A 20,300-nucleotide genomic window follows, 5' to 3' on the forward strand; every position below is an offset into this window, starting at 1 on the left:
GTCGGCCCTGGTGAGCTTCTCGGTCATGCCATGCCTCCCTTCGGGCGGCCGATGGACAGCATGTTGGCCTTCACCTTCTGCCACGGCGTCGGCGGCAGCTGGCGGCTGGAGCCGCGGGCGTAGTACCGCTCGATGTAGTACTGCCCGACGCTCAGGACCGAGGTCATGATCAGGTACCAGGCGGCAGCGAGGAAGTACATCTCCACCGGGGCGCCGGACGTCTGGCCGATGTCCTGGGCATAGCGGAAGAGCTCGGGGAACTGGACGGCCGCTACGAGCGAGGTCGTCTTCAGCATGTTGATCACTTCGTTGCCCGTCGGCGGCACGATCACACGCATCGCCTGCGGGATGATGATCCGGCGCAGCGTCTTGCCGTGGCTCATGCCCAGCGCGTGCGCCGCCTCGGTCTGCCCCTCGTCGACGGCGAGCAGGCCGGCCCGGCAGATCTCCGCCATGTACGCCGCCTCGTTCAGACCGAGGCCGAGCAGCGCCGTCAGCAGCGGCGTCATGAAGTTCGACCAGTAGTCCTTGTAGAACGGCATGAGGTTGATGTACTCGAAGACCAGGCCCAGGTTGAACCAGAGGAACAGCTGGACCAGGACCGGGGTGCCGCGGAAGAACCAGATGTAGAACCAGGCGACGGACGAGGTCACCGGGTTCTTCGACAGGCGCATCACCGCGAGGATGATGCCGCCCACGATGCCGATCAGCATGGACAGGACGGTCAGCAAGAGGGTCTTGCCCACGCCCGTCATGATGCGGTGGTCGAAGAAGTAGTCCGGTACCGCGTGCCAGTTGATCCTGCCCTGGCCGAACGCATAGATGATCGCCACGAGGAGCGCGATCGCGATGAGGGCGGAGAGGTAGCGCCCGTAGTGCCGGACCGGGATGGCCTTGATGGCCTCCGCTCCGGCCGGGGGCGTGTTCTGGGGGTCCGCCGTCTTGTCGATGTCAACAGTCACGGATGATGCCTTTCAGTGCCGCTGCGGCGCGGTCACTTTCCGCCGTTGACGGCGGACTCCTTCACGGCACCGTCCTGGGCGCCCCACTTCTCGAGGATCTTCTCGTACTCGCCGCTCTTGATGACCGCGTTCATCGCGGCCTGCAGTGCGTCGCGCAGCTGCGTGTTCTCCTTGGAGACCGCTATGCCGTACGGAGCCGCTTCGACCTGGTCGCCGACGATCTGGAAGTCCTTGCCGCCACCCGAGGTCTTCACCGCGTACGCCGCCACCGGGAAGTCGGAGGACGCCGCGTCCGCGCCGCCCGAGCGCAGCCTCGTCTGGGCCTGCTGGTCGTCGTCGAAGGCCTCGATGGTGATCTTCTTGCCGCTCGGACACTTCTTCGTCTCGCTCTTGGCGAGGTCTTCCGAGACGGTGCCGCGCTCGACCGCCAGTTTCTTGCCACACAGGTCCGACCACGTCGAGATGCCACCGGTGTCGCCCTTGCGGGTGTAGATGGAGACACCCGCGGTCAGGTAGTCGACGAAGTCGACGCCTTCGCCGACCTTCTTGCCGGTGCCCGGGTCGACACCGTCCTGGCGGCTCTTGTTGTCGGTCATCGCGGACATGGCGATGTCGTAGCGCTTCGAGCGGATGCCCGTGAGCAGGGCGTCGAACGTGCCGTTCTGGAACTCGAACTTCACCCCGAGCTGCTTGCCCATCGCGTCCGCGAGATCAGGGTCAAGACCGACCGTCTTGCCGGAGCTGTCCTTGAACTCCACCGGCGCGTACGCGATGTCCGAGCCGACCTTGATGACGCCGGCCTGGCGGATCTGGGCGGGGAGCTTGCCGGCCAGCGGAGCCGAGGCCGAGGCGCTGCTCGAGCCGTTGCCGTTCTGGCTCTTCGTCTGGTCGCCGCAACCGGCCAGCACCAGGGTGCCCGCGACCGCGATGGCTCCGACCGCGGCTATTCGGGAGCGCGTGGCGGTCGTGCGGCGGGTGGAGCGTGCGGTCATGGTGGTTCCTCCGGCGGAATGGGTTGTGCCGACGGGTCGACGAGTACACACACCTTCGGGTGTCGCGACCTCGTGTGATTGAGGCATCTTGCCAGTCGCACCGCGGCATTCAGGTGACTCGCTATGTCAAAATCGGATAACGGGTGACCCCCGAACCGCCTCGGACGGCCGATTTCGGCCGCACCTTGTGCGGGAATCCTTCCTTCCGGCCGGAAGATCTTCGGTGCATCTCACCATGCGGTCGGCCTCACGCTCGCACGCGTGATCGTGTGAGGGCGTGCAGTGGACTTGTCCACATTTTCGGCCATGAGTCATCTCACCGGCGTGTGACCTTCGCGTTATGGACTCGTCCCGGACACCATCCGTCCGGTAAGAAGGTGCGTTACACCCCTCATCCGGGGCTCAGGGCGCGTGTGCGGCGCGCCCGTCGCGTATGTGCCCTTACGCACCAGTCACATGGGCCGTACGCGGTGCCCGCCCACCCCTCAACCAGGAGTGGTCACCCTCAAACCCATGCAGATCTAAGGGGTACAAGACAGTGGCAGCGGAGATCGTCAACTCGCGCAGCGACAGCCATGCGGATCAGGACGGCGGGGCGGAGCCCCACGATTCCTTCGATCCGGCGTTCGCGCTGCACCGCGGCGGCAAGATGGCCGTGCAGGCCACCGTGCCGGTCCGCGACAAGGACGACCTGTCCCTCGCCTACACGCCCGGCGTCGCCCGGGTGTGCACGGCCATCGCGGAGCAGCCGGAGCTGGTCCACGACTACACATGGAAGTCGTCGGTCGTCGCCGTGGTGACCGACGGCACGGCGGTGCTGGGGCTCGGTGACATCGGCCCCGAGGCCTCCCTCCCGGTGATGGAGGGCAAGGCGATCCTGTTCAAGCAGTTCGGCGGCGTGGACGCGGTGCCGATCGCGCTGGACTGCACGGACGTGGACGAGATCATCGACACCGTGGCCCGGCTCGCGCCCTCCTTCGGAGGCGTCAACCTGGAGGACATCTCGGCGCCGCGGTGCTTCGAGATCGAGCGCCGGCTCCAGGAGCGGCTGGACATCCCGGTCTTCCACGACGACCAGCACGGCACGGCCGTGGTGACGCTGGCCGCCCTGCGGAACGCGGCGCGGCTGACCGGGAAGGGGCTCGGCGATCTGCGGGCTGTCATCTCCGGCGCCGGCGCGGCGGGCTTCGCCATCGCGAAGATGCTGATCGAGGCGGGGATCGGCGACGTTGCGGTCGCCGACCGCAAGGGAGTCGTCTCGCGGGAGCGGGAGGATCTGACGCCGGTCAAGCGGGAGCTCGCCGAGTTCACCAACAAGGCGGGGCTTTCGGGGTCTCTCGAGCACGCCCTGGAGGGCGCCGACGTCTTCATCGGAGTCTCCGGCGGCACCGTGTCGGAGGAGGCGGTGGCGTCGATGGCGGAGGGTGCCTACGTCTTCGCGATGGCCAACCCGAACCCGGAGGTGCATCCGGACGTCGCACACAAGTACGCGTCTGTGGTGGCGACGGGCCGCTCCGACTTCCCGAACCAGATCAACAACGTGCTGGCATTCCCCGGCATCTTCGCCGGAGCCCTCCAGGTGCGGGCGTCCCGCATCACGGAGGGGATGAAGATCGCGGCGGCGGAGGCGCTGGCGGGGGTCGTCGGGGACGATCTCGCTGCCGACTATGTGATTCCCTCGCCGTTCGACGAGCGGGTCGCCCCCGCGGTGACGGCGGCGGTGGCCGCGGCGGCTCGGGCGGAGGGCGTGGCTCGCCGGTAACGGTGCGCTGGGTGGGCGGGAGGCTTTCCCTCCCGCCCGCCCGCGGGTGTGAAGCGCGGCTTCACACCCGGTGTTCGCAAGGCACCCGACGTTGGTGCGGGCCGGGCGTCGGCTGTGCTTTTCGGCGCCGACAGGGTTCTCCCGAGGGGCTCCCGCAGAGGGGCTCCCGCAGAGGGGCTCCCCCAGAGGGGGCGCCCCCAGTGCCTCAACGGCCGCCCCGGGGGTCCGTCGCGGCCGTTGAGGCACTGGGGAGGCACGACTGACCAGAGCCACGTGCGCGCGCCCGGCGGGATGCGTGTCACAGTCGGCACTGGTTCCGTGACACCCTGGCGGAGCCTAATCTCAAGGTCATGTTCGCTGCCTACGCCGCCCGTATCGACCGCGACAACCCCCTCTCCGGCCTTGAGCTGGGAGAACGCCCGGCCCCCGAGCGGAAGCCCGGCTGGACGACCGTGACCGTCAAGGCCGCCTCCCTCAACCACCACGACCTCTGGTCCCTCAGGGGCGTCGGGCTCTCGGAGGACAAGCTCCCCATGATCCTCGGCTGCGACGCGGCCGGCGTCGCCGAGGACGGCAACGAGGTCGTCCTCCACTCCGTCATCGGACAGACCGGCCACGGTGTCGGCCCCGACGAGCCCCGCTCCATCCTCACCGAGCGCTACCAGGGCACGTTCGCCGAACAGGTCTCCGTCCCCACCTGGAACCTCCTCCCCAAGCCCAGGGAACTCTCCTTCGAGGAGGCCGCCTGCCTCCCCACCGCCTGGCTGACGGCCTACCGCATGCTGTTCACCAACGCCGGCGTCCGCCCCGGTGACTCCGTCCTCGTCCAGGGCGCAGGCGGCGGTGTCGCGACCGCCGCGATCGTGCTCGGCAAGGCGGCCGGCCTCAGGGTCTTCGCCACCAGCCGGGACGAGGCCAAGCGCAAGCGGGCCGTCGAACTGGGCGCCGTGGAGGCCCTGGAGTCCGGGGCCCGGCTGCCGCAGCGCGTGGACGCCGTCATCGAGACCGTCGGTGCCGCCACCTGGTCCCACTCGGTCAAGTCCCTGCGTCCCGGAGGCACCCTCGTCATCTCGGGCGCCACCAGCGGTGACCGGCCCTCCCACGCCGAACTCACCCGAATCTTCTTCCTCGAACTCAAGGTCGTCGGCTCCACCATGGGCTCCAAGGACGAACTGGAGGACCTGCTCTCCTTCTGCGCCGCAACCGGCGTACGCCCCGTCATCGACGAGGTTCTTCCTCTCGACCGGGCCCGCGAGGGCTTCGAACGCCTCGAAGCCGGAGACCAGTTCGGGAAGATCGTGCTGACGGCCAACTGACCGCCGACCGCCAACTGACGGCCGGCTGACTGCGCCTCCTCCACCCCCCCATGGCGGGCTCGGGATTCGTCCCGGGCCCGCCATGGGCGTCTTCGCGACCGGTATGTCAACCCGGGTTGACAACACCGGGTATGTCAACCTATGTTGACGCCATGACCGAAGCAACGGATCTCGCCGAACGTGCAGGCGACCGCGATCCGCGAGTCGGGCTGCGAGCCGTCGCCGCGCTGCGCAGGCTGCTGGAGCAGCTGGAAGCGGTGCAGGTGCGCAGCGCGCGCAACCAGGGCTGGTCGTGGCAGGAGATCGCCGTGGAACTCGGAGTCAGCAGGCAGGCTGTGCACAAGAAGTACGGGAGGCAGTGATGTTCGAGCGGTTCACCCAGGACGCCCGCGCTGTGGTCACCGGCGCTGTCGCGCGCTGCGAACGTGCCGGTGAGCAACGCGTCGACGAGGCCCACCTGCTGCTCGCCCTGCTCGAGAGGGAGGATGGCCGTGCAGCGTCCGCCCTGGCGGCGCTGGGGCTGACCGGGCGGCGGGACGCGGTCGAACGGGACCTCGCCGAGGCCCGCCGTCGCGGCGGGCTCACCCGCGCCGACGCGGACGCTCTCGCCGGGCTCGGCATCGACCTCACCCAGATCGTCTCCCGGGTCGAGGAGGCCCACGGACAGGGCGCGCTGGCCGCGACCCACGCCGGTGCCGTCCGGCGGTCCGGGCGCCGCCCGTTCACCCGCGGAGCCAAGGACGTACTCACCCGGTCCCTGCGCGCCGCCCTCGCGCACGGCGACCGGCACATCGGCGACGAGCACCTGCTCCTCGCCCTGACCGCCCGCCCCGGCGTCCCGTCCGAGGTCCTCGCAGACCATGGAGCGACCTACGCGGGCGTGGAGCACGTGCTGTGGGGCGGCAGCGGCCGGGCGAAGGCGGGGTGAGCCCCCCGCCGGGTGACGCTCGGCCGGTCGTGAGGTGAGGAGCCCTACCCCTTCCGTGACCGCAGCGTCGCCCCGATGTGCGCCGCCGCCGTCGACAGATGCCGGCGGGCGTCGCGCAACTGATCCTCCGTCACCCCGTGATCCCGGGCCGCGTCGCGGATGTCGTCACGGAAGCGGTCCAGAAGCCGGTCGAGGGCGCGGGCCGGGTCGCCCGGGAAGTCCTCGTGCGCCCAGGACGGCTCGTACGCACCCGGGAAGTCCTCGGGCGTCGTCGCGTACTCGGGCTGCTCCGCCGTCTTGCGCGCATCCGTGGCCCCCGGACGCCCGAAGCCGAAGTCCTTGCCGAAGTCCTTGCCGAACTCGCCGAACTCCTTGGCCAGTTCGGCCAGACCATCCCGGACGCCCGTCGGCCAGTCGCCCCGCGCGAAGTGGTCCTGGACCTGCTCCTGCACCCGTCGCGCCATGCGCTGCAGCTCCTCCTGCGCCTGGGCGCGCGCCCGCTCCTGCGCCTCCTTGGCCTGGCGGCGTGCCCGCTGGGCCTCCTCACGGGCCCGCCGGCTCTCGTCCTTGGCGCGCCGGGCCTGCTCCTTCCATTCCTGCTTGACGCGGCGCATCTCCTCCCGGGCGGCGCGCCACGCCTCCTTCTCCGCCTGGTCGCCGTACGTCCCGTAGGCGCCCTCGTGCTCCTTGGTGCCCCGGCGCGCCTCGGAGACCGCGGCCCGCATCTCGCGGCGCAGGTCGCCCGCCGCCCCCCGCACGTCCGCCTGGATCTCGGCGGCCAGCTCGGCGACCGACTCGCGGATCTCCAACTCCAGGTCGGCCAGTTCACCGCTGCGGTCGGCCAGTTCGGCACGGCCCGCGTCCGTGATCGCGTACACCTTGCGGCCGCCCTCGGTGGTGTGCGTGACCAGGCCCTCGGCCTCCAGCTTGGCCAGCCGGGGGTAGACGGTGCCGGCGGACGGTGCGTACAGCCCCTGGAAGCGCTCCTCCAGCAGCCGGATCACCTCGTATCCGTGGCGTGGTGCCTCGTCGAGGAGTTTCAGCAGGTACAGCCGCAGGCGTCCGTGGGCGAAGACGGGAGGCATGTCAGAGCCCCTTCCGCTCGGTAGGGCCGCCGGTCGTGCCGTGGGCGGAACGGTCTGCCGCGATGGCGGTGTCGTCGCCGCCGGTGCCGGACGCGTCGGCGGGCGGCATGTCCCATGGGTCGTCCTCGGCGGGTGGGCGGCGCAGCAGGGCGATGGAGCCGGAGACGGTGGTCGCCTTCAGCCGGCCGCTGCCCCCGCCCAGGCGGCCTGTGATCTTCTTCGCGCCCCACTGCCCGGTGACGCGCAGGTCGTCGAAGGCGTTGGACACGGTGCCGCTCGCGGTGTTCGCCTCCACCTCCGCGTCCGCCGGGTGGGGGAGACGGATGGCGATCTCGCCCGAGACGTTCGTCAGCTGGGCGTCGGTGGGACCACTCGTGGGATCGAGGTCCAGGATGATCGAGCCGCTGACGGAGTCGGCCTTCACGGACGGGCACGCGCCCTCGATGACGGTCAGGTCGCCGGACACGGAGTTGAGCCGCAACGCGCCGGTGACGCCCTGGGCCTCCACGCTTCCCGACACCGTGGTGGCGCGGACCGGGCCGGAGAGCCCGACCAGGGTCGTCGCCCCCGTGACGCTCTTGACGTCGGCGCCGCCGTCGATCCCGGAGACCAGGGCGTCGGCCCCGACCACGCCCACCTCCACGCGGGTGGACGCCGGGACGGCGAGGGAGACCACCGCGCTGCGACGCCAGCCCTTGGGATCGAGCCACTTGAGGAAGCCCTTCCAGGGCAGGTCGTCGTAGGCCACGGTGAGGGCGCCGTCCTTCTGCGTCACCGTCAGGGCGGGGCCCTCGACCTGCGAGACCTCCAGCCGGGCGGAACCCTCCTCGGTGCCCACCACGTTCACCGTTCCGTTGACGATGCGCACATGGAGTGCCGTCACCGGGTCATCGAAGGTGAGCTTCCTCGGCTCTGCGACGGACCACTCGGACATGGTGCTGACCTCCTCGGCCGGTGCGGGCGGGGCGAGCGACGGGCGGGCGCCTCAACACGCTCGGCACGCTCGGCGCACGTCGATGAACGCGGCATATCGCGTCTTCGCTATTCACGATATATCGCGGCCGTGGGAAGTCAAGCCACCCGATCCGGTGATCACCCACCGACAGGTGGGGCAGGGGCCCATGGACCGGGCGCCCCGCCCTGTCGGCTGCCTACTCGTCCTCGTCGTCCAGCCGTGCCAGCCAGGTCGCCAGCCGCTCCACCGGTACCTCGAAGTCCGGGTTGAGGTCGACGAACGTGCGGAGGTGCTCGGCGAGCCACTCGAAGGTGATCTCCTCCTGGCCGCGCCGCTGTTCCAGTTCCTCGATGCCGCGGTCGGTGAAGTACATGGGGCTGCTCTCCTGCGTTCCTAAGGTGCGATGGTGCCGGAACCAGCCTACGGACCGGCCGGGAGCGCCATGGGGGCGCACCGCTCGCCCTCCTCGAGCCAGGCCAGGAGCTGACGCAGACGCAGTCGGCGAGGGGCGTGAAGCGTCTTGTCGTCGAGGAGCGCCTCGATCCAGGCCGCCGCCTGCGAGGTGGCGCCGGCCGCCTCGATGTCCTCGAGGACGCCGAGGTCGAGGCCCAGCCCTGTGTGCGGCTGGCGCAGGATGTGCCGCCACAGCGTGACGGCGTCGTCGAGCCTGCCGAAGGCCACGCACTCGCTCGCGACCTCACGAACGCCCTCCCACGACAGCCACGACGGCCGCAGGGCGGAGGCGACCGCCACGGGCACCGCGTCGGCGCCCTCGATGCCGAACAGGAGCCGGAGCCCGACGGCGATCGATGCGCTGTCCGCCGTGGGCAGCGCGACAAGCGCCCGCCCCAGCTCGCGGGCGACCGGCAGGAGGTCTTCCCCGTCTTCCCGACATGTGGGCAGTGCGGCGATCACGCCGCGGAGCCACCGGCTGTCCAGGGCCAGCGCGGGTGTCGACCGCCAGATCTCCAGAAGCTGCCGGGCGCCGGCGATGCCCCGGTCCTTGATGAGGATGGCTGCCGATTTCTCGTACCCCCGCTGGTAGCCGTTCGGGGTCCGCAGCGCGAGTTCGGCGATTTCGTCGGCCTCGTCACGGGCTCCGGCGTCGGAGAGGGCCTCGGCCACGTCCGGCCGGTCCTCCGCCAGGACGCCCCGGCCGCGTGAGGTGTACCGCATGACGGCGGCGACGGCCGCGGGACCTTCGGCCGCCAGCAGGACGGCGACGGGATGCTCCGCGGAGGCGACGGACCAGTGCGAGCCACTGAGCAGCTCCCGCGCCCACGCGGCCGCCTTGTCGCGTGCGCCGAGTCCCGCCAGGGCGATGTGCAGCTGGGCCGGGACTCCGAGGTACTGGCCCGCGTCCGGGGTGCTGCCGTCCAGCGCGCTCTGGATCTCGGCAATGGCCTGCTGCCCGTACGCCTTGGCCATGGTCGAGGCCGCCCACATCACCGATTCCGGATGCACCGGTCCCGGAGCGAGCAGGCGCCGGGCGACGGCGACCGCGGCCTCGCTCTCGCCGAACTTCTCCAACACCTCGCCGGCCGCCATGTGGCTCTGACCGTCGCCGACCGGGCGTTCGAGGATCAGGGCCGCGATCGACTCCGCCACCTGCCGTCGGTTCTCCGGAGCCGTGCCGGTGAGCCAGGACTCCGTGATCTGCCGGACACCGTCGGACCGGACGGCGCGGTTGCTCAGCGCCGGGCCCGCGAGGCGGTTCACGTCGTCCGTCATGCCCAGGCGGGCCAGTGCCTTCAGTACCTTTTCGGTGAACGACGGAGCGGTACTCGGGTCGTCCGCGAGTTCCAGGGCGCGGGCGCGCACCGACTCCTTGGCCCGGGGCCCGAGGGCCGAGGCGATCTCGGCCGCCTTGTCCAGCCAGCCGTGGACGGCGCCCATGACGTCGTTCAGCAGTTCCTCGGCGACATCGGCCACCCCCAGCCGGCCGAGCGCCCGTATGGCCAGCATGCGTGGCTCGACCGGCATGCGTACCGATCGGGCGACGGCCTCCAGGCGGTCGGCGACCGTGGGAACGTCCCCGAAGCTGCCAAGGGCTTCGAACACTTCGTTCTGGACCTCGAGGTCCCAGGTGCAGCAACCGATACGCACCAGACGCTCGATCAGCCGACGGGTGTGCGACTCGCCGAACCGGACGCCCTCGGCCAGGAGCAGCCCGGCCAGCAGCGAGCGCGAGTGGCCGCCCGCCGTCCCCGCGGACAGGCGCTCCGCGAGCAGATCGGGGGCACACCCGGGCCGGCTCGCCCACAGACACATCACGAACAGCGGCAGGGTGTGGTCGTCGCTCTGGAACGCCCGCCAGAACCAGGACTCCGCATCGGGGAAGCCGGCCGGGATCTCGTCGGCGTACGCCTCCGCGGCGAAGTACTCGGCGAAGGAGTGGTGCAGGAACCGGAAACCGTCCTCTTCGTTGACGAGCAGTCCCGTGCCGGCGAGGACGCCTGGAAGGTCCTCCTCCCAGTCGGGCACTCCCTGCAGACAGGCCGGGCCCGCCTCGCGTACCCAGTCCCGGGCGGCTTCCAGAAGGGACCCCTCGTGCTCCAGCCTGTGCCGGCCCAGGGCCCGGAGCAGGGCGCGCTTGTTCCGTTCGAGCCAGAGGTGGAGCTCCAGACGGTCCGGATCGTCCCGGAGGCGGTGGCGCAGTGCGCTCTGCCTGCCGCCCGAGGTTCCCTGGGAGAGTAGACGGGCGAAGAAACGCTGGTAGAGGCTGACGCGGTGGGTGGGCAGCGGTCGGCTGGGGCTCACCGTCGCGTTCACCGCGGCGATCGTGGCCAGCAGTGGATTGCGCACGAGATCCCGCAGGCGGCTGTCCTCGGTCTCGCCGAGGAACCGGTCCGTGGCGGCTTGTGCCTGCTCGTCGTCCTCGAACTGCGCGGCGAACCACTTGGCGGCGAACTCGCGCAGTTCCTCGGGACCGAACGGCTCCAGGGTGTACTCGCCGAGCACCGCGGTGCGAAGCGGCGACAACTCGGCGTCCGGGAGCGGCCTGCTGGTGATGACGAACCGGTAGTCACTGCCGGCCCGTGCGTGCTGTGCGATCGCCTTGACGACGGTCCGGCGCGCGTCGGGGTCGGTGATCTCGTCCAGGCCGTCGAGAAGCACCAGCCATCGGGCCCCCTGCACCCGGGACTGGAACAGCCAGGAAGCGGGGTCCGCGACCAGGTTCAGCCGCATGGTGCGGCGTACGGCGTGCTCCAGTGCGGCGCTCCACGAGTCCGACTCGCCGACGAGCGCGTGCGCCGCGACACGCACCGGCAGCACCGGCTCGGCGAGCGGTGCCGACAGGCTGGTTTCCTGACGCAGCCAGATCCGCGCCAGCGTCCAGGCCAGGTGGCTGGTCAGCGTCGACTTCCCGGCGCCGGGTTCGCCGGTGATCAGCAGATGCTCGTGGCGGGCGAGTGCGTCCTGGACCGGCAGCCTGGCCTCGGTGCGCAGCGTCCCGGCGCTCTGGTCCGGCCCTTTTCGCGTCTCGCCGCCCCGGCGCGCCTCAGGCCCCGGCGTGGCCTCGCGTGGCGCCCGCACCCGCTGCCGTACGTACACGGCGGACAACGGCGGCTCCGCCACGCCCAGCATGTCGTACGGCAGTCGCTCCACAGCTCGTGCCTGGGCCTGAAGGAGGGTCTTCAACGACAGGCTCGGTTGCGGGAGTTCGGACCACGAGGTGAGCTTCGGCGTATGCGCTTCGCGGGCGGTGTCGGCGGCCCTGTCCATGGCCTCCTTGGCGCGGATCCAGATCGGCTCGACCTCCGCGGGTTCCCGCCCGAGCGCCACCGCGTACGACTTGACCTGCAGCAACGGGAACAGCCTGGCCGCGTTGCTGATGCCGTACACCACGTTCTTGTGCGCGAGTTCGGCCCGTACGACCGCGTTGTGGCTCGGATGCCCCGCCTCCTCGATGGCCCGGTCGAACCACTCCGCCAACTCCTCCAGCTCCGGGTGCCGTTGCTGGTCGCCTTTCGGTGGTCGTCCCCCGGCCATGGCCCCCCTCGCCGATTTCCGAGTTTCCCGCAGTTTCCCCAGCGTAGAGGGAAACCCTTGCCCGGTCCCAGAGTTGAGGCAGCCACCCGCCAGCCGCCCGTCCGAGGGAGACCTCCGTGCCGACGACCGCCACCGACCACGTTCTGACCATCGCCGTCGTCCTGGTGAGTGCGCTGACCACGCTGGTCCGCGCCTGGCTCGCCCACCGCACGGCCGTACGCAGGGAGCAGGAGCACACCGAGCGGACACGTATCGCCGTGGGCGGGTCCGCGAGCGAGCACCGGGCCGCCGTGGTGAGGGCCTGCGCCGAGTTGGCGGCGGCGGCCCAGCAGCCGGCGGCGCAGCAGGCGGCCGTCAAGCGGCGCGGGCCACGCAGCCCGTGAGCCGTCCCAGACGCGGAAAGGGCCCGGCCCGAGTCACGTGAACTCGGGCCGGGCCCCTCGCGGTGCTGCCGTGAGGCCTACGCCTCGAACACCTCACGCACCAGCTGCTCCTGCTCCGCCTGGTGCCGCTTCGCCGAGCCCACCGCCGGGGACGACGAGTGCGGGCGGGAGATGCGGCGCAGGCGCTCGCCGGCCGGGATGTCCGCGCCGACCGCCAGGTCCAGGTGGTCGATCAGGTTCAGCGCGATGAACGGCCAGGCGCCCTGGTTCGCCGGCTCCTCCTGGGCCCACAGGTACTTCTCGGCGTTCGGGTACTTCTTGATTTCGGCCTGGAGCTCCGCACCCGGCAGCGGGTACAGGCGCTCCAGGCGGATGATCGCGGTGTCCGTGATGCCGCGCTTGGTGCGCTCGGCCTCCAGGTCGTAGTACAGCTTGCCGGCCACGAAGACGACCTTGCGGACGGCGGCCGGGTCCGCCGTCGCGTCGCCGATGACCGGGCGGAACTGACCCGACGTGAACTCCTCCGTCTTCGATGCGGCGGCCTTGAGACGCAGCATCGACTTCGGGGTGAAGACCACCAGCGGCTTGTGGTGCGGGTTGTGCACCTGCCAGCGCAGGAGGTGGAAGTAGTTCGACGGGAGGGTCGGCATGGCGACCGTCATGTTGTTCTGGGCGCAGAGCTGGAGGAACCGCTCGACGCGGGCCGACGAGTGGTCCGGGCCCTGACCCTCGTAGCCGTGGGGGAGCAGCAGGACGACACCGCTCGTCTGGCCCCACTTCTGCTCGGCCGCCGAGATGTACTCGTCGACCACCGTCTGCGCGCCGTTGACGAAGTCGCCGAACTGCGCCTCCCACATCACGAGCGCGTCGGGGCGGGCCAGTGAGTAGCCGTACTCGAAGCCCATGACCGCGTACTCGGACAGCAGGGAGTTGTAGACGTTGTAGCGCGCCTGGTCCTCGGCGAGGTACTGGAGCGGGGTGTACTCCTCGCCCGTCCGGCGGTCGATGAGGACCGCGTGGCGCTGGCCGAAGGTGCCCCGCTGGGAGTCCTGGCCGGACAGGCGGACCGGGGTGCCCTCCAGGAGGAGGGAGCCGACCGCGAGGGTCTCGCCCATGCCCCAGTCGATCGTGCCGTCCTCGACCATCGCCGCCCGGCGCTGCAGCTGCGGCAGCAGACGCGGGTGCACGTGGAAGGAGTCGGGGATGTTGACCTGGGACTCGGCGATCCGCTTCACGACCTCCGTGGAGATCGCGGTGTTCACGGCGACCGGGAACTCCGCCTGCGGGTCCGACACCGGGCCGGCGCTCGGCTGGGCCGTGGTGGCCTCGCGGACCTCCGTGAAGACCTTCTCCAGCTGGCCCTGGTAGTCCTGCAGCGCCTGCTCGGCCTCCTCCAGAGTGATGTCGCCGCGACCGATCAGGGACTCGGTGTAGAGCTTGCGCACCGAGCGCTTCTTGTCGATCAGGTCGTACATCAGCGGCTGGGTGAAGGCCGGGTTGTCCGACTCGTTGTGACCGCGGCGGCGGTAGCAGATGAGGTCGATCACCACGTCCTTGTTGAACGCCTGGCGGAACTCGAAGGCGAGTCGCGCCACGCGCACGACGGCCTCGGGGTCGTCGCCGTTCACGTGGAAGATCGGGGCCTCGATCATGCGGGCCACGTCCGTCGCGTACATCGAGGAACGCGAGGACTCGGGGGCCGCGGTGAAGCCGACCTGGTTGTTGATGACGATGTGGACCGTGCCGCCGGTGCGGTAGCCGCGCAGCTGCGACATGTTCAGGGTCTCGGCCACCACGCCCTGGCCCGCGAAGGCCGCGTCGCCGTGGATCGCCACCGGCAGGACCGTGAAGTCCGTACCGCCCTTGTTGATGATGTCCTGCTTGGCCCGGGTGATGCCCTCGATGACCGGGTCGACCGTCTCCAGGTGGGACGGGTTCGCGGCCAGCGAGACCTTGATCTGCTCGCCGTCCAGACCCGTGAAGGTGCCCTCGGCGCCCAGGTGGTACTTCACGTCGCCGGAGCCGTGCATCGACTTCGGGTCGAGGTTGCCCTCGAACTCGCGGAAGATCTGCGCGTACGACTTGCCGACGATGTTCGCCAGCACGTTCAGGCGGCCGCGGTGGGCCATGCCGATGACGACCTCGTCCAGGCGGGACTCGGCAGCGGAGTCGATCACCGCGTCGAGCAGCGGGATGACGGACTCGCCACCCTCGAGGGAGAAGCGCTTCTGGCCGACGTACTTCGTCTGCAGGAAGGTCTCGAAGGCCTCCGCCGCGTTCAGGCGGCGCAGGATGCGCAGCTGCTCCTCGCGCTCCGGCTTGGAGTGCGCGCGCTCCACACGGTCCTGGATCCACTTGCGCTGCTTGGGGTCCTGGATGTGCATGTACTCGATGCCGGTGGTGCGGCAGTACGAGTCGCGCAGCACGCCGAGGATGTCGCGCAGCTTCATCATCGACTTGCCGGCGAAGCCGCCGACGGCGAACTCGCGCTCCAGGTCCCACAGGGTGAGGCCGTGCTCGACGATGTCCAGGTCGGGGTGCTTGCGCTGGCGGTACTCCAGCGGGTCGGTGTCGGCCATGACGTGGCCGCGGACCCGGTAGGAGTGGATCAGCTCGAAGACCCGGGCGGCCTTGGTGACGTCGTCGTCGTGGCTGGCGTCGATGTCCTTGAGCCAGCGGACCGGCTCGTAGGGGATGCGCAGGGCCTCGAAGATCTCGTCGTAGAAGCGGTTCTCGCCGAGGAGGAGGTTGGCGACGACGCGCAGGAACTCGCCGGAGGCGGCGCCCTGGATCACCCGGTGGTCGTAGGTCGACGTGAGCGTCATGACCTTGGAGATGCCGAGCTTGTTCAGGGTGTCCTGGGAGGTGCCCTGGAACTCCGCCGGGTAGTCCATGGAGCCGACGCCCATGATCACCGACTGGCCGGGCATCAGGCGCGGCACCGAGTGGACCGTGCCGAGGCCGCCGGGGTTGGTGAGGGAGACGGTGACGCCGGTGAAGTCGTCCATCGTCAGCTTGCCGTCGCGGGCGCGGCGGACGATGTCCTCGTAGGCCTGCCAGAACTCGAAGAAGTTCAGCGTCTCGGCCTTCTTGATCGCCGCGACGACGAGCTGGCGGTCGCCGTTGGGCTTGACCAGGTCGATGGCGAGGCCGAGGTTGACGTGGTCCGGCTTGACCAGGGTGGGCTTGCCGTCCTTCTCCGCGAACGACCAGTTCATCGACGGCATCGCCTTGATGGCCTGGACCATCGCGTAGCCGATGAGGTGCGTGAAGGAGATCTTCCCGCCGCGGGCGCGCTTGAGGTGGTTGTTGATGACGATGCGGTTGTCGAAGAGCAGCTTCACCGGGACCGCGCGCACGGACGTGGCCGTGGGGAGCTCCAGGGAGGCGTTCATGTTCTTCGCGACGGCGGCGGCGGGGCCGCGCAGCGTCACCAGTTCGGGGCCGGCGGGGGCCTCGGACACGGGCTCGTCCTTCTTGGGCTGGGCGGGGGCCGCGGCGGGCTTCGCGGCGGCGGGTGCGGCGGGCTTGACCGGAGCCGGTGCGGTGGCCGCCGGAGCGGGCTTCGCCGGGGCCGGCGCGGCGGCCGGGGTCCGCGGTGCAGCGGCGGCCGGGGCCTGCGGTGCGGCGGGGGCCGCGGGCGCGGCCTGCGCCGCCTGGGGCGCCGTGGTGGTCTCCGCGGCCCCCGCAGCCGCGGTACCCGACGGAGCCGAGGAGGCAGCGGCGGCGGCCCCCGGCTTGTAGTCGGCGAAGAAGTCCCACCAGGCACGGTCTACCGAATTCGGGTCCTGGAGGTACTGCTGATAGATCTCGTCGACGAGCCACTCGTTGGGACCGAACGCAGCAGCGGGGTTCTTCCCGGCTTGGTCGTCGGTCGAGACGCTCGGGTTACTGGGGGACTGTGGCGACACGGCGGCAACCGCCCTCTTCCGCTTCACAAGGTGATTGGACAGCGGGAATAAAGGCTACGCCTCCAAGACCGCGAAGGTCAGGTCGGGCCGGTTCATCGTCGCGTAAGTCACACCGGAAAGTGCGTTTCAGGGGTTGAAATGGCGGGAAACAAGCGTGGTTCCGGTTGTGGACGGGTGCGACGACCCGGGCCCGGCGCGGGGAGTGCGCGGGCCTCTGCCTGATCACACGTGTCCGGCGGCGCCGACAGACGTGGATCTTGTGGCTCCGCTTCGAACTTTACGTCAACTTGGCAGAGATGGCTCTCCCGGAAGGGTGACCTGGATCCGGCAGCCGCGCGGGGATTCGGCCACACCGATCCGGCCACCGTGCAGATCCACCGCCCAGCGGGCGATCGCCAGGCCGAGGCCCGTGCCGCCGTCGCTGCCGGGTCCGTGCGGCCGGTTCACGGCGCCGCGGTTGAAGCGCTCGAAGACCCGGTGCCACTCCGACTGGGGGATGCCGGGGCCCTCGTCCAGCACCTCCAGCTCCAGGGAGTCCGGTGCGGGGCCGCGCCGGGCCTTCACCGTGACGCGGCCGTGCGGCGGGCTGTGCTTGACGGCGTTGTCGATCAGGTTGGCGACGACCTGGTGGATCCGCTCCGGGTCCGCGTGCGCGGTCAGCTCCGGCGGGGAGACGTCGAGGTGCAGATGGACGTCCGTACGGGTGTGACTGCCGGAGCCCGAGGCGATGCCCGCCCGCGCGGAGGACACCATCTGGGCCTCCTTGAGGACGCCCGAGAGGTACGGCCACACCTCGAAGCGACGTTTCTTCAGCGGAACGACGCCGTTGTCCAGGCGGGAGAGATCCAGCAGCGTCTCCACCAGGCGGCCGAGGCGCTCGGTCTGCTTCAGCGCCGTGCGCATGGTCTCCGGGTCGGCTTCGGTGACCCCGTCGACGATGTTCTCCAGCACCGCGCGCAGGCCCGCGATGGGGGTGCGCAGCTCGTGCGAGACGTTCGCCACCAGCTCCTTGCGCTGGCTGTCCTGGGCCTCCAGCTCGTCGGCCATCAGGTTGATCGTCTGGGCCAGGTCACCCAGCTCGTCCCGGCGGTTGTCGCGCACACGACGGCTGTAGTCGCCGTGCGAGATGGACCGGGCCACCGCGTTCATCTCGTCCAGCGGCGCGGTGAGCGAGTGCGCCACGAACTGCGTGATCAGCAGGGTGGCGATCATCGAGAACACCGTGATGAACCGCAGCTCGGTGGCGGTGCGCACCGCGATCATCAGCAGGCCCGTGGTGATGAACACCGAGATGACGACCAGCGCGCCCAGCTTGGTCTTGATCGAGAACGGACGTACGCCGCCCCAGGGCTGCTCGGGGCTCTTCCGCGCGGCCGACCGCCCGTCGCTCATGGCGTCGGGGTCTCCAGGGCGTAGCCCACACCGTGCACCGTCCGGATGCGCTCCGCGCCGATCTTCCGCCGCAGCGCCTTGATGTGGCTGTCCACGGTGCGGGTGCCGGAGGCGTCCGCCCAGTCCCACACCTCGGCGAGCAACTGCTCACGGGAGAGCACGGCGCGTGGCGTGTTGGCCAGGCACACCAGCAGATCGAACTCGGTGGGCGTCAGATGGACGTCCTCGCTGCGCACCCGCACCCGGCGCTGTGCGTGGTCGATCTCCAGTTCGCCGAGGCGCAGTATGCCGGTGCGCGGGGTCGCGGCGGCCAGCGCCGCCCGCTCCACCCGGCGAAGCAGCACGTGCACGCGTGCGGCCAGCTCCCGCATCGAGAACGGCTTGGTCATGTAGTCGTCGGCGCCGACACCGAGCCCGACCAGCATGTCGGTCTCGTCGTCGCGCGCGGTGAGCATCAGCACCGGCACCGGGCGCTGGGCCTGCACGCGCCGGCAGACCTCCAGGCCGTCGAAGCCCGGCAGCATGATGTCGAGGATCAGCAGGTCGGGCTGCCAGGCCTCTGCCGTGTCGACCGCCGCCGGACCGTCACCTGCCGTTTGCACGAGGAATCCCTCCGCGCGCAGACGGGTGGCGATGGCGTCGACGATCGTCTGGTCGTCCTCGACCACCAGGACGCGCCGCTGAGCGCCCGGGGTCGCCGTCGTGCCGTTGTGGGAGGTGTGTGTCTGCTCCATCGCCCGCCCCTGGGGTTGCTTTCCGGAATCCGTGGGGTGATCCCATGACTGCGTTTGACGCTTGAATGATCCGCGTCAGGGATGCAGCGTACGGGGAGTTACCGCCGGTCGGCTATCCAGGTCCGATCGCGAGGTGCACGACGTCGGGAACGCCCCGGGCAACGGCGACCTCTTCGGTACGCACCTGCCGGAACCCGGCATTCCTAAGGGTTCCTTCAAATTCCGGAGAGGGCTCTGCCGACCACACCGCGAGCACACCGCCGGGTTTCAACACCCTTGCGCAGCTTGTGAGTCCGGACGTCGAGTAGAGGCTGCCGTTGTCGTCCGTGACCGTCCACGCGGGTCCGTTGTCGATGTCCAGACACAGTGCGTCGTACGTGTCCGATGTCTCATTGACGTGGGCGAGGAGGTCGGCTTCCACGATGCGGGTGCGCGGATCGGCGAGCGCGTCGGCGGACAGCGTGGACAGGGGGCCGTCGAGGTGCCAGTCGATGACGGCGCGTTCGCGTTCGACGACGGTGATGCGACCCCAGCGGGGGTCGGCCGCCGCGTGCGCGAGCGAGAAACCGACGCCGAGTCCGCCGATCAGCACGCTCGGGTCCGGGCGGCCGTCCAGGGCGTGCGACGCGGCCTGCACCAGCAGCCGTTCCGAGCGTCCGTCGGAGGTGTCCATCAGGAAGCAGCCGTTGGCGATGATCTGCAGCAGCTCACCGTGGCGCCGCAGCACGACCTCGCCGTGGGGTCCCTCGCGACGGTCCAGGACCACCGGGGTCTCGTCGGTGTCGTACAGATGAGGCATGGACCACATTCTGGTAACCGGCGGTCCGGGGAGCGACCGGATTTCCCCGGCGATCGAACTGGTTCTCCCGCAGTGGTCGGTCGGACCGCCGATGCCGCCGGCAGCCGTGCGCGGTCACCCCGGACGCCGGAAACAGCTGGGAAGTTGCTATGAATCGCGTCTCGGGTGGCGTCGGTCATAGACAGCGACCGGCGCGGCGCGAAGGGTGGAGCGTGACGGAAGGAGCGCCGCACCTTGGAACGTACGGTCTCGGCGGCTGACGCCACGCTCACGCTCCCCGAGACGGGCGCGCCGCTTCTGGACGGCATGCCGCGCCAGCGCACGGCGCCGCCGCCCGTCGCGCCCCCGGCCGCGCTCCCGGTGCCGTGGACGGCACCGCGCCTGGCGTCGCTGCTGCCGGGCCCCAGGCGGGCGCCGTTCACTTTCGGCTACGCCGCCGTGTTGCTGGTGACCTCGCTGTTCGCCCAGTTCGCCGACCCGTCGCTGATGGACGCCCTGTACCAGGGATCCAGCACGGACGTCGCGCATCTGATGCGCAGTCCGGCGGTGGTGCTGCTGGCCAGCGCGCTGTGGATCGCGGGCGGGATGACGTCGTACTACTCGCTGGTCTTCCTGGTCGTGCTGACGGCGCTGGAGCGGCGGATAGGCGGCGCGCGCACGGCGGTCGTCTTCCTGCTCGGGCACGTTCTCGCGACGCTGGGCACCGAGGTCCCGGTCGGCCTCGCGGTCCTGGCGGGCCATCTGCCGGACAGTTCACTGCACCGCCTCGACTACGGCATCAGCTTCGGCGTGGCGGCGAGCCTGGGCGCGCTGACGGGGCTGCTGCGGCCGTGGCTGCGCTGGACCGTGCTGATCGTGTTCACCGCGCTACTCCTCCAGGACCTGGCCGAGTTCACGGACCCGCTGAGCAACTGGGGCCATCTGCTGGCGCTGACGGTCGGCACCGCGACCTGGCCGCTGGTACGGCGCTGGGCCCGGACCGGAGCCGGGGCCACCGTGGCGCCGGCTCGGTAACTGCGGCCTCCGCCCCCGCGGTTCCGCTGCCGTGCGCCGCTGGTGCGGCGCCGTCCAGGTGCCACCCGCGGACG

Annotated in this window: 16 protein-coding genes; 6 read left to right on the forward strand and 10 right to left on the reverse strand. The window is 70.4% G+C overall.

Translation table 11 applies throughout. The features are described from left to right. Window positions 1-23: 23 nt before the first annotated feature. Together ACZ7L1_RS30555 and ACZ7L1_RS30560 are read right to left on the reverse strand one after the other, a co-directional pair. A complete protein-coding gene (locus ACZ7L1_RS30555) occupies window positions 24-962 on the reverse strand; it encodes an amino acid ABC transporter permease (protein WP_471441630.1) in 939 nt (312 codons plus the stop codon). Window positions 963-994: 32 nt separating this feature from the next. Continuing rightward, window positions 995-1,954: an ABC transporter substrate-binding protein gene (locus ACZ7L1_RS30560; protein WP_471441632.1), complete on the reverse strand. Its 960-nt coding sequence runs from the start codon at window positions 1,952-1,954 to the stop codon at window positions 995-997. Between the two features lie 538 nt (window positions 1,955-2,492). Here ACZ7L1_RS30560 and ACZ7L1_RS30565 point away from each other — a divergent pair. The 4 genes from ACZ7L1_RS30565 (at window position 2,493) to ACZ7L1_RS30580 (ending at window position 5,960) form a co-directional block, all read left to right on the forward strand. Continuing rightward, window positions 2,493-3,716, forward strand: a complete 1,224-nt coding sequence (locus ACZ7L1_RS30565; RefSeq protein ID WP_471441634.1) for an NAD(P)-dependent malic enzyme — start codon at window positions 2,493-2,495, stop codon at window positions 3,714-3,716. Window positions 3,717-4,066: 350 nt separating this feature from the next. Continuing rightward, window positions 4,067-5,032 carry a zinc-binding dehydrogenase gene (locus ACZ7L1_RS30570; protein ID WP_471441636.1) on the forward strand — a complete coding sequence of 322 codons (966 nt, stop codon included), beginning with the start codon at window positions 4,067-4,069 and terminating at the stop codon, window positions 5,030-5,032. A gap of 152 nt (window positions 5,033-5,184) precedes the next feature. After that, entirely contained in the window at window positions 5,185-5,394 is a 210-nt protein-coding gene (locus ACZ7L1_RS30575) for an RNA polymerase sigma factor sigma-70 region 4 domain-containing protein (protein WP_361450088.1), read from the forward strand. Further along, window positions 5,394-5,960, forward strand: a complete 567-nt coding sequence (locus ACZ7L1_RS30580; protein ID WP_471441638.1) for a Clp protease N-terminal domain-containing protein — start codon at window positions 5,394-5,396, stop codon at window positions 5,958-5,960. Before ACZ7L1_RS30575 ends, ACZ7L1_RS30580 begins: the two co-directional genes overlap by 1 nt. 44 nt (window positions 5,961-6,004) lie before the next feature. Here ACZ7L1_RS30580 and ACZ7L1_RS30585 read toward each other — a convergent pair whose 3' ends face one another. The 4 genes from ACZ7L1_RS30585 to ACZ7L1_RS30600 form a co-directional block, all read right to left on the reverse strand. Then, window positions 6,005-7,045 carry a PadR family transcriptional regulator gene (locus tag ACZ7L1_RS30585; RefSeq protein ID WP_471441640.1) on the reverse strand — a complete coding sequence of 347 codons (1,041 nt, stop codon included), beginning with the start codon at window positions 7,043-7,045 and terminating at the stop codon, window positions 6,005-6,007. Between the two features lies 1 nt (window position 7,046). Next, window positions 7,047-7,979, reverse strand: coding sequence for a DUF4097 family beta strand repeat-containing protein (locus tag ACZ7L1_RS30590; protein WP_471441642.1), 933 nt, complete (start codon window positions 7,977-7,979; stop codon window positions 7,047-7,049). A 217-nt stretch (window positions 7,980-8,196) separates the two neighbouring features. Then, window positions 8,197-8,373 (reverse strand): DUF6104 family protein, encoded by a 177-nt coding sequence (locus ACZ7L1_RS30595; RefSeq protein ID WP_471441644.1) that lies wholly within the window; start codon window positions 8,371-8,373, stop codon window positions 8,197-8,199. A gap of 47 nt (window positions 8,374-8,420) precedes the next feature. Further along, entirely contained in the window at window positions 8,421-11,993 is a 3,573-nt protein-coding gene (locus ACZ7L1_RS30600; protein ID WP_471441646.1) for an NACHT domain-containing protein, read from the reverse strand. Window positions 11,994-12,109: 116 nt separating this feature from the next. Between ACZ7L1_RS30600 and ACZ7L1_RS30605 the strand changes: the two genes are divergently transcribed. Continuing rightward, window positions 12,110-12,376, forward strand: a complete 267-nt coding sequence (locus ACZ7L1_RS30605; protein WP_471441648.1) for a hypothetical protein — start codon at window positions 12,110-12,112, stop codon at window positions 12,374-12,376. A 77-nt stretch (window positions 12,377-12,453) separates the two neighbouring features. On the opposite strand, the gene ACZ7L1_RS30610 is transcribed toward ACZ7L1_RS30605, so the two are convergent. The 4 genes from ACZ7L1_RS30610 to ACZ7L1_RS30625 all read right to left on the reverse strand — a co-directional run bounded on the left by ACZ7L1_RS30610 (window position 12,454) and on the right by ACZ7L1_RS30625 (window position 19,212). Beyond that, window positions 12,454-16,287: a multifunctional oxoglutarate decarboxylase/oxoglutarate dehydrogenase thiamine pyrophosphate-binding subunit/dihydrolipoyllysine-residue succinyltransferase subunit gene (locus tag ACZ7L1_RS30610; RefSeq protein ID WP_471441709.1), complete on the reverse strand. Its 3,834-nt coding sequence runs from the start codon at window positions 16,285-16,287 to the stop codon at window positions 12,454-12,456. Window positions 16,288-16,569: 282 nt separating this feature from the next. Beyond that, window positions 16,570-17,679 carry a HAMP domain-containing sensor histidine kinase gene (locus tag ACZ7L1_RS30615; protein ID WP_471441650.1) on the reverse strand — a complete coding sequence of 370 codons (1,110 nt, stop codon included), beginning with the start codon at window positions 17,677-17,679 and terminating at the stop codon, window positions 16,570-16,572. Further along, window positions 17,676-18,413 (reverse strand): response regulator transcription factor, encoded by a 738-nt coding sequence (locus ACZ7L1_RS30620; RefSeq protein WP_103839275.1) that lies wholly within the window; start codon window positions 18,411-18,413, stop codon window positions 17,676-17,678. The genes ACZ7L1_RS30615 and ACZ7L1_RS30620 overlap by 4 nt, the downstream gene beginning before the upstream one ends. Before the next feature lie 112 nt (window positions 18,414-18,525). After that, window positions 18,526-19,212: a spermine/spermidine synthase domain-containing protein gene (locus ACZ7L1_RS30625; protein WP_471441652.1), complete on the reverse strand. Its 687-nt coding sequence runs from the start codon at window positions 19,210-19,212 to the stop codon at window positions 18,526-18,528. A 234-nt stretch (window positions 19,213-19,446) separates the two neighbouring features. Here ACZ7L1_RS30625 and ACZ7L1_RS30630 point away from each other — a divergent pair, with 234 nt between their 5' ends. Beyond that, window positions 19,447-20,226: a rhomboid-like protein gene (locus ACZ7L1_RS30630; RefSeq protein WP_471441654.1), complete on the forward strand. Its 780-nt coding sequence runs from the start codon at window positions 19,447-19,449 to the stop codon at window positions 20,224-20,226. Window positions 20,227-20,300: the final 74 nt, after the last annotated feature.

The sequence above is a fragment of the Streptomyces sp. NPDC107546 genome (assembly GCF_055639175.1).

Coding starts and splice junctions, on each gene's coding strand:
- ACZ7L1_RS30560 (WP_471441632.1), bottom strand. CDS start 1,954: ATGACCGCACGCTCCACCCGCCGCACGACCGCCACGCGCTCCCGAATA.
- ACZ7L1_RS30570 (WP_471441636.1), top strand. CDS start 4,067: ATGTTCGCTGCCTACGCCGCCCGTATCGACCGCGACAACCCCCTCTCC.
- ACZ7L1_RS30575 (WP_361450088.1), top strand. CDS start 5,185: ATGACCGAAGCAACGGATCTCGCCGAACGTGCAGGCGACCGCGATCCG.
- ACZ7L1_RS30580 (WP_471441638.1), top strand. CDS start 5,394: ATGTTCGAGCGGTTCACCCAGGACGCCCGCGCTGTGGTCACCGGCGCT.
- ACZ7L1_RS30585 (WP_471441640.1), bottom strand. CDS start 7,045: ATGCCTCCCGTCTTCGCCCACGGACGCCTGCGGCTGTACCTGCTGAAA.
- ACZ7L1_RS30590 (WP_471441642.1), bottom strand. CDS start 7,979: ATGTCCGAGTGGTCCGTCGCAGAGCCGAGGAAGCTCACCTTCGATGAC.
- ACZ7L1_RS30595 (WP_471441644.1), bottom strand. CDS start 8,373: ATGTACTTCACCGACCGCGGCATCGAGGAACTGGAACAGCGGCGCGGC.
- ACZ7L1_RS30600 (WP_471441646.1), bottom strand. CDS start 11,993: ATGGCCGGGGGACGACCACCGAAAGGCGACCAGCAACGGCACCCGGAG.
- ACZ7L1_RS30615 (WP_471441650.1), bottom strand. CDS start 17,679: ATGAGCGACGGGCGGTCGGCCGCGCGGAAGAGCCCCGAGCAGCCCTGG.
- ACZ7L1_RS30620 (WP_103839275.1), bottom strand. CDS start 18,413: ATGGAGCAGACACACACCTCCCACAACGGCACGACGGCGACCCCGGGC.
- ACZ7L1_RS30625 (WP_471441652.1), bottom strand. CDS start 19,212: ATGCCTCATCTGTACGACACCGACGAGACCCCGGTGGTCCTGGACCGT.